This window comes from Catenulispora sp. MAP12-49 (assembly GCF_041262705.1).
Lineage (GTDB): Bacteria > Actinomycetota > Actinomycetes > Streptomycetales > Catenulisporaceae > Catenulispora.
In genome coordinates this window covers 24,705-33,201 of sequence record NZ_JBGCCP010000061.1, presented here as the reverse complement: position 1 = coordinate 33,201, position 8,497 = coordinate 24,705, and the positions used below count along the sequence as shown (strand labels likewise).

Sequence of the window (8,497 nt, the reverse complement as noted above, 5' to 3'; positions counted from 1 at the left end):
CCGATCGACTATGCCAAGCGGGCTGGGAAGTCGAAGTTCCGGTTCGTGACCGATGCCTACCGGTACATCCTGCAGGTGCTGCGGATGGTGATGTACTTCAACCCGTTGAAGGTGTTGATGCCGCCGGCGTTGTGGCTGGTCGGGATCGGCGCGGTGAAGGCGGTGTTCGACCTGGTGGTGCACCCGTTCCGGTTCGCACAGAACACGGCGCTGTTGTTGCTGTCCGGCCTGATCATCGCCTCCATGGCGCTGCTCGCCGACCTCATCGTGCGGTCGCGACCGGAGTGAGCGGGCGCGGTTGGGGCGCTCGTCTGGTGACCGCCGCGTCCGTGCTGGCCGCGCTCTACCTGGCGATCGGCGGCATCGCCTCGCAGCTGGCCGGGCGCAGCGTCCTCGCCGACACCGACTACATGGTGCGCTACGGCGTGTACGCGAACGCCGGTTTCGCCGACTCGCAGAGCAAGAACCTGATGCAGTCGGACGTGTACAGCGCCGAGATCCCCGCCGAGGACCTGTTCGCCAAGGGGGTCAAGTCCGGCAAGGCCACGGCCTGGGACCCCTACATCGTCGGCGGCACGCCGCTGGGGAGCATCACCAACAACGCCCTGGCCTCTCCGGTGACCGCGCCGTACTACGTGCTGCCGTCATGGCTCGCGCCGGCCTACGAACGGCTGGCCGAGGTGCTGGTCGGTCTGGTCGGGCTCTATCTCTTCCTGCGCCGGCTGAAGCTGTCGCCGCCGGCCGCGCTGGTCGGCGGGATGGCTTACGTGTCCGGCGCCTACATGGTGGCCTGGCAGGGCTGGCCGCAGACCCGGGTCGGCGCCTTCGTCCCGCTGGTGTTCTGGGCTGTCGAACGGCTGCTGCAGCTGCGGCGCTTCCGGGACGTCGCGGTGCTCGCCGTGGTGGTCGCCTGCCTGATGCTCGGCGGATTCCCGTCGGTCGAGGGCTACGCGCTGCTCACCGCGGGGGTCTACGCGCTGGTGCGGACCCGCAAGATCGGCCGGCTGGCCGCGCTCGGCACCGGCGTCGCGGCCGGCGTCGGGCTGGCGATGTTCCAGCTGCTGCCGTTCGCGAAGTTCTACTCGTCCTGGCTGATCGAGGGCCGCGGACAGAACGGCGCCGACCACCTGGATCCGGTGTCCTTCCTGACCTCCTTCGCGCCCTGGGCGTTCGGCGGCGTGGCCTCCACCGACCAGCAGCTGTTCTACCTGGGCCCGAACGCGGTCGAGGCGCTGGGCTATGTCGGCGCGGCGGTGCTGGTGCTGGCTCTGGTCGCGGTGATGGCGGTCCGGCGCGGCCGGATCCTGTTGCCGAGCGGCGTGTGGGTCTTCTTCGTCGCCGCCACCGCGATGTGGATGCTGCTCGTGTACCACGGCGGCTGGCTGCTGGCGGTCGGGCAGCACATCCCGGTGCTCCGATCGCTGTTCGGCGCGAACTTCATCGGCCGGGCGCGGTGTGTCACCGGGCTGTTGCTGGCGTGCCTGGCGGCGGTCGGGTTCGAAGTCGTGCTGCGCAAGCGGTCTGAGTTCGCCGCGACACCGGCGGCCGCGCGCGGCCGGTTCGGCCGGTGGGTCGGGCTCCGGATCGTGCCGCGGCTGGGCGTGGCGCGGGTGACCGGTTCGCCCCGGTGGCCCGGGATGAGGGTCGCGATGGTGCGCTGGGCCCCGCTCGCATGGGCGGCGCTGGTGGTGTCGGCGGTCGGGCTGGAGGCCTGGGCGCTGGTGGGCCAGGGACGCTCGGTCGCGGGCGCCGACGGGGCCAGCGGGTACAACGGCGGCGACGGGGCGAAGGCCACGCAGGTGGCCGTCTCCACGTACGACGCGCAGGTCCGCCACGGACTGCTGCTGATCGCGGCCGCGGTGCTGCTGGTCGGCCTGCTGTACCTGGTGTCGCTGTTCGGCGATTCGGTGCGGCGCCTGGGCCTGGTGCGGGTGCTCGCGGCGGCCGGGGTGGTGGCCATGGTCGCGGCCGAGGGGACGTCCTTCATAGGGCGGTTCACTCCCAGCGCCGACAAATCGACTTTCTATCCGGTGACGGACACCCAGGAGTTCCTGGCCGCGAACCTCGGCCACTCCCGCTACGCGGCCACGTCCGAGGCCACGGTCCTGGGGACCGACTCGGTGTACGGGCTGCGGGCGCTGAACGGGCACGCGTTCCTGAACTCGGCGTTCGCGACGCTGGTGAAGGGCGTGCCCGGGGACCCGGTGCCGGCGCCGACGCGGCTGGCGTTCAGCCCGGACGAGGCGCAGGCGACCAGCCCGATCCTGGACCGGCTGGGCGTCGCCTACTTCACCGCGGCGCCGAGCGAGCAGGTGTTCGGGACCGTGCACACCGCCCAGGGCGACGGTTCCTCGGTGGACCTGCAGCCGAACGTGCCGGTCACGGTGCAGCTGCCGGTCGGGGACGACGTCAGGGCCCTGGGCCTGGTGCCGACCTCCGCCGACGACGTGTTCTCCTACGCGCCGACGTCCAGCGACGACTGGATCGAGGTGACGGTCACGGACGGCTCCGGCTCGGTGACCTCGAAACGGCTGACCCAGGGCATCCAGACCGGGGTGGAGTTCGACGTGCCGATCGCCATGGACTCCCCGGCCTCGAGCGGGCCGCGCACCGCGACGATAACCCTGCACTCGGCGAAGACGAAGCCGCTGGCGGTCCAGGCCGTCGCCGGCACCCCCGCGCTGGCGACGGTCACCGACCCCGGCGACGGACTGAAGCTGGTGTACGCCGGATCCTCGGTGATCTACCAGCGGCTGAACGCGCTGCCCCGCATCCGCTGGGCCGACTCCTCGGTGGTGATCCCGGACGCCACGTCCCGCGTGAGCCTGCTGGCCTCCGGGAGCCTGGACACCTCGACAGTGGTGTTGAACAGCGGATCGGCGCTGTCTGCCCCGACGGTGCTGTCGGCGGAAGCCTCCGACACCGGAACGGCGGCGGCGAGCCCGCCCGCGGCCGTTCCCGACGGCGCGGTGACGGTGACCAGCGACGGCATGGACTCGGTCGGCGCGCAGGTCGACTCCCAGGCGCCGGGCTACCTCGTGGTGGCCGACTCCGACCAGGTCGGCTGGTCGGCCACGGTGGACGGCAAGGCCGCCCGCCTGGTCCCGGCCGACCAGGGCCTGGTCGCGGTGGCGGTACCGGCCGGAACGCATACGGTGAGACTGCGGTACAAATCGCCGGACAACGGCATCGGCGGCTACGCCAGCGCCGCGACGGCGTTCGCCCTCGCCGGCGGCGTGGGCGTGGAGACCTGGTGCACGCGGCGCGGCCGCGCACTGCCGTGGGAGCTGGCCTGGATGCGCAGCCGAGCCCGGCGCGCCGCGGCGGCGGTGCCCGGCGGCGCGGGAGCGGCCGGCGTGGTCGCGGCCGGCAGCGGCGGCGGCGCGGAGACCGGGGACGGTGACGTGCGCGGGCCCGATGCGCGGGAGGGGACGAGTGCCTGAGACGCCTGAGACGCCTGAGACGTTGATGCGCGGCGCGGGCCCGCGGTTCGGCGGTTCGGCGTTCGGTGGTTCAGCGTTCGGCAGATCGGCGTTCGGTGGTTCAGCGTTCAGCGGTGGGCTCGGGGGATCAGTCTGTGGCAGCGGACTCTGTCGCGGGATCGGTCGTGGGCTCCGTCGTGGGCTCGGTCACACGGTGTCGCCGGCCCAGCCCGGCCGTTCGCCGTTCGGCGCCGAGCTCGGTCGTATCGATTCGCCCGCCGACCTCGGCCACGCTTGGTCAGCCTTCGAAACCCAGCTCGGCCAGCTTCGCCAGCAGCGGTTCGACCACGCGCGCCGGAGTGAAGCGCTCGCGGGCGGCCGTGCTGGAAGCGTGCTTCAGCTTGGCCAGCTCGCCGGGGTCGGCGGCCAGGTCGGCCAGGGCGTCGGCGAGGGCGGCGGCGTCGCCGGGCGCCACGTAGCGTGCGGCGTCGTCCAGGGCGCGGTGCTGCGGCGGGGTGTCCGAGGTGACGATCGCGCAGCCGGCCGCGGCCCCCTGGTAGACCTTGTTCGGCACCACCCGCAGCGCCTTCGGCCCGGTGCCGAAGATGCCCAGGCACACGTCGTGCTCGGCGACCAGCCGGGGGAGCTCCGCGGCGGGGATCCAGTCGTGCCAGGTGACGTTCCCGGCGTCGCCGGCGTTGCGCACGGTCTCGGCCTTGTCCTGGCCGCCGCCGACCATCGTGAAGGCGACCGGCCGGCCGGCCAGGCGCGCGATGGCGCTGCCGATCGTCGCGGCGCCCTGGAGCGGCGTGAACAGGCCGTAGAACACCACGCGCAGCGGGCCGTCCGCCTGCTCCGCCGGCTCCGCCTCGGCCTCCGGCGCGAACCACTCGTCCGGAGCACCCACGGGCACCACCACCGCATGCTCACGGTGTTTCGCGGGCAGAGTCTCCCGGTGTTCCTCGGTGTCGACGACGACCACGCGCGCCGCGCCCAGCGCCGCGGCGTCGACGGCGCGCAGCAGCGGCTGCCGCACACCATGGCTCACCTGCCGGTCCCGCCCGGTGTCGGCGGCCCCGATGAGGTGGTCCAGCACCACCCGCCGGCGCCCGAACAGCAGCCGCGCCAGGTGCACGTCGAAGTGCCCGAGGTAGCCGACCACCACGACGTCGGGCTTCGGCCCGCGCACCGCCTGCCGGGCCAGCCGGGCCCAGCACCGCGCCAGCCGCACGCCCAGAGCGGGCACCCGCCACGGCTGGGCCAGCATCTTGACGCGTGCGGCGGTATCGAAGCCGAGGGGCGCGTTACACTCGCGGACCTCATGACCCGCACTACGCAACCCTTCAGCGATGACCCCCACCCGGGGGTGCGCCGCCACGTCGTAAGTGCCGAAGATCAGGACGCGCATGGTCAGCCACAGTAGCGGTTCCAGCTATGGCCGGCGGGCCGCCCGCACGGAAAAGGACGCGCTCGCGCAGAGCGACGCGCCCGCCGCCGGCGACGCTGCGGCCGAGCCGGAATCCGCCGCAGTTTCTCCGGTGCAGCCGGCACAGCAGCCCGGCCTCGCCGCCGGCTCCGGCTCCGGCTCCAGCACCGGCTTCAGCTCCAGTACCGGTACCGGCACCAACGCTGTCCCTGGCCCTGACCTCGCGCCTGATCCCGATCCCGACGCCGACCCCGACGAGCCATCCCGCGTCGCCCCCAACCGCCGCGGCCAGATCGCCCGCCTGGCGTTCCTGGCCCTGACCATTGCGGCCGGCGCCTATGCCGTGGGCCGCCAGTGGACCCGCGTCCAGGAGGGCTTCGCCGAGCTCGGCCCGGTGCCCCTGCTCGTGGCCCTCGTTCCCGCGCTGGCCTCGATCGCGGCGATGATGCTGGCGTGGCGCGGGCTGCTCGGGTCGCTCGGGTCGCCGCTGCGCCTGCGCCCCGCGGCGCGCATCTTCTTCACCAGCCAGCTCGGCAAGTACCTGCCCGGCTCGGTCTGGCCGGTGGTCGCGCAGATGCAGCTGGGCCGCGCGTACCGCATCCCGCGTGCTCGCAGCGCGGCGGCCGCGGCCCTGGCGATGCTGGTGTCCCTGTCCTCGGCCCTGCTGATGGCGGCCGCGACCCTGCCGCTGGGCGGCGGCACCGACGCCGCCGGCTACCGCTGGGCCTTCGCCGTGGTTCCGCTCCTGCTGGCGGGCCTGCATCCCAAGGTCGCGAACCCGGCCCTGCGGACGCTCTTCCGCCTGACCCGCCGCCCCGCCATCGAACCGCTCACCGCCCGCACCATCGCCGAGACGGCGGCCCGCAGCGCGGTCGGCTGGCTCCTGGCGGGCCTGCACATCTGGGTCCTGGCCATCGCCCTGGGCGCCACTCCCGGCCGCACCCTCCTGCTCGCGATCGGCGGCTACGCCTTCGCCTGGAGCGTCGGCTTCATCATCGTCTTCGCCCCCGCCGGAGCCGGCGTTCGCGAACTGATCCTGGTCGCCGCCCTCCAGCCGGTCCTGGACCCGGGCAAGGCGACCGTCGTCGCCCTGGCCTCCCGCCTGGTGACCATCGTCGCCGACCTCGTCGCCGCCGCCGTCACCGCGCGCGAAGGCCGCGCCGGCAAGGGCGACGCGGCCGCGGACGGCGAGACGGTGACGGAAGCCGCTGGGGTGAGCGCTTAGGCGTTCGGGCGCGAGCCGCCCTACGACCCTCTACAACTCTCTACGACTCCTTGGGCGGCAGCGGCGGCATCCGAAAAGCCTTCCGCACCACCGGATTCCGCTTCACCGCCAATTCCGTCGCGGCCATCCGCCAGCGCACGTAGCCCTTCTTCGAGTACCGCCACTCCCGCTTGTGCCGCGCCCAGTCCACCTTGCGCGGCTCGGGGATCGCGCCCAGCTTCTCCGAGGCCAGCGCCTGGTACTTCTCCTGCAGGGAGGTGCGCAGGGCGGCGTCCTCGTCGTTCTTGTTGACGCTGCTGATGTTCGCGTCGTGGCGGCGGTACAGGAACGACGGGGTGCGCGAGAACGCGAACTTCCGGCCGTCGATCAGCAGTGTCGCCCACACCGGGTACAGCATCTGCGCCAGCAGGGCCGGGTCGAGTTCCACCGCCTGGATCAGTTCGGTGCGGACGAAGGCGCCGTCGTTCACGTCGATCCGGCCGATGAGCAGGTCGCCGAGGTGGGCGGGGCGGCGGCGCTTGGCGTACTGGCGGTTCAGTCGGCCGTCGGTGATGTAGTACGACGCCGCCGACACGTCCGCGCCGTCGCGCATGTTCCGCAGGTGCAGCGTGATGTGCTCCGGCAGCATGATGTCGTCGTCGCCGAAGATGGTCAGGTAGCGGGAGTCCGCCAGGGAGACGCCCAGGGCGATCGCCGCTCCCGGGTCCTTGCGGCCGTCGTGGACCTCGACGCGTGCGTAGTCGACGCCGACCGCGGTGCCGGCCTCGGCGGCGGAGGCGCCCATGGCGGCGACCGCCTCGCGGGTGGAGTCCGTCGGCGAGGCGTCGTCCACGACCAGCACCCGCACCGTGGCCCCGAGTTTGTCCGAGGCGGCGCGGGCCGAGGCGACGATGGAATCCACCGTCTCCTTCAGCAATCCCGGCCGCTCGTAAGTGGGGACGATGACTGTGAGTTCAGGCTCGGTCACGGTGCTCCTCAGCAAGTAGACGGCATAAGGGTATTAGGAACCGGCCCGGGTACGCTTGCGTCCTCAGACTTGGGTACCCAAGTGAAGTCTGCCGAGCCTGGAGTCCGGAGCACTGTGAAGATCAGCGTCATTGGAATGGGCAAGATCGGCCTGCCGCTGGCCGTGCAGTTCGCCTCGAAGGGGCACCAGGTCTACGGCGTCGACGTCGTGCCGCGCGTGGTCGACCAGATCAACGCCGGCGTGGAGCCCTTCCCCGGCGAGGCCGAGCTCGACGTGCGTCTGCCGCAGGCCGTCTCCGCGGGCAACCTCACCGCCACCCTGGACGGGGTCGCCGCGGTCGCCGACAGCGACGCGGTCGTCGTGGTGGTGCCGGTGGTCGTCGACGAGGACGCCGTGCCGGACTTCCGGGCCATGGACGCCGCCACCCAGACCATCGCCGCCGGCCTGAAGCAGGCGGCCGCCAACGGCCGCACCGGCATCCTGCTGAGCTACGAGACCACGCTGCCGGTCCACACCACCCGCGAGCGCTTCCTGCCCGCGCTGGAGGCCGCCTCGGGCCTGAACGCCGGCCGCGACTTCCTGCTCTGCCACAGCCCCGAGCGCGTGTACACCGGCCGGGTCTTCGCCGACCTGCGCAAGTACCCGAAGCTGGTCGGCGGGATCGACACCGACTCGGCCGCGGCCGCCGTCGCGTTCTACGAGGCGGTGCTGGACTTCGACGAGCGCCCCGACCTCAAGCGCGGCAACGGCGTGTGGGACCTGGGCTCGGCCGAGGCCGCCGAGCTCGCCAAGCTCGCCGAGACCACCTACCGCGACGTCAACATCGGCCTGGCCAACCAGTTCGCGCGCTTCGCCGACCGCACCGGCATCGACATCTTCCAGGTGATCGAGGCCTCCAACAGCCAGCCGTTCAGCCACATCCACCAGCCCGGCCCGGCGGTCGGCGGCCACTGCATCCCGGTCTACCCGCGCTTCTACCTGTTCAACGACCCCGAGGCCTCGATCGTGCGCGCGGCCCGCGAGTCCAACCTCGCCCAGCCCGCGTACCTGGTCGGCCTGCTGGAGGGCCTGCTCGGCGGCGCGACCGGCGGCGGCGGGCTGGCCGGCCGCAAGGTGCTGGTGCTCGGCGCGGCCTACCGCGGCGGCGGCGTGAAGGAGACGGCGTTCTCCGGCGTCTTCGGCCTGGTCGCGGCGCTGGCCGGGGAGGGTGCCCAGCCGGTCGTGTCCGACCCGCTGTACAGCGCCGAGGAGCTCGAGGCGCTGGGCCTGCCGGCCTACGAGCCCGGCACCGAGGTCGCGGGCATCATCGTGCACACCGAGCACGAGGAGTACCGCGAGCTGTCGGCCGCGGACTTCCCCGGCGTGAAGGTGCTCGTCGACGGCCGCAACATCACCGAGCCGGCCAAGTGGGACGGCGTGGCGCGCAAGGTCCTCGGCATCGCCTGAGACCAGCGGTA

At 72.7% G+C, this 8,497-nt stretch carries 5 protein-coding genes and 1 pseudogene; 4 read left to right on the top strand and 2 right to left on the bottom strand.

Features of this window, described 5'->3' with window-relative positions:
- Both ABIA35_RS47460 and ABIA35_RS47455 read left to right on the top strand, forming a co-directional pair.
- Positions 1-288, top strand: a pseudogene (locus ABIA35_RS47460) (glycosyltransferase family 2 protein); the annotation flags it as partial.
- Between the two features lie 26 nt (positions 289-314).
- A complete protein-coding gene (locus tag ABIA35_RS47455; RefSeq protein WP_370362397.1) occupies positions 315-3,443 on the top strand; it encodes a hypothetical protein in 3,129 nt (1,042 codons plus the stop codon).
- A 277-nt stretch (positions 3,444-3,720) separates the two neighbouring features.
- Here ABIA35_RS47455 and ABIA35_RS47450 read toward each other — a convergent pair whose 3' ends face one another.
- Entirely contained in the window at positions 3,721-4,830 is a 1,110-nt protein-coding gene (locus tag ABIA35_RS47450; RefSeq protein ID WP_370347459.1) for a glycosyltransferase, read from the bottom strand.
- Between ABIA35_RS47450 and ABIA35_RS47445 the strand changes: the two genes are divergently transcribed.
- Entirely contained in the window at positions 4,829-6,073 is a 1,245-nt protein-coding gene (locus ABIA35_RS47445) for a YbhN family protein (protein WP_370362396.1), read from the top strand. The two genes, ABIA35_RS47450 and ABIA35_RS47445, sit on opposite strands and share 2 nt — an antisense overlap.
- A 40-nt stretch (positions 6,074-6,113) precedes the next feature.
- Here the strand turns inward: ABIA35_RS47445 and ABIA35_RS47440 are convergent, their stop codons facing one another.
- Entirely contained in the window at positions 6,114-7,040 is a 927-nt protein-coding gene (locus tag ABIA35_RS47440; protein WP_370362395.1) for a glycosyltransferase family 2 protein, read from the bottom strand.
- Between the two features lie 114 nt (positions 7,041-7,154).
- Between ABIA35_RS47440 and ABIA35_RS47435 the strand changes: the two genes are divergently transcribed.
- Positions 7,155-8,486: a nucleotide sugar dehydrogenase gene (locus tag ABIA35_RS47435; protein WP_370347454.1), complete on the top strand. Its 1,332-nt coding sequence runs from the start codon at positions 7,155-7,157 to the stop codon at positions 8,484-8,486.
- Positions 8,487-8,497 lie beyond the last annotated feature (11 nt).

What these genes read in the sequence shown, in the direction of transcription:
- ABIA35_RS47450 (WP_370347459.1), bottom strand. Translation starts at nt 4,830, where the DNA reads ATGCGCGTCCTGATCTTCGGCACTTACGACGTGGCGGCGCACCCCCGG.
- ABIA35_RS47445 (WP_370362396.1), top strand. Translation starts at nt 4,829, where the DNA reads ATGGTCAGCCACAGTAGCGGTTCCAGCTATGGCCGGCGGGCCGCCCGC.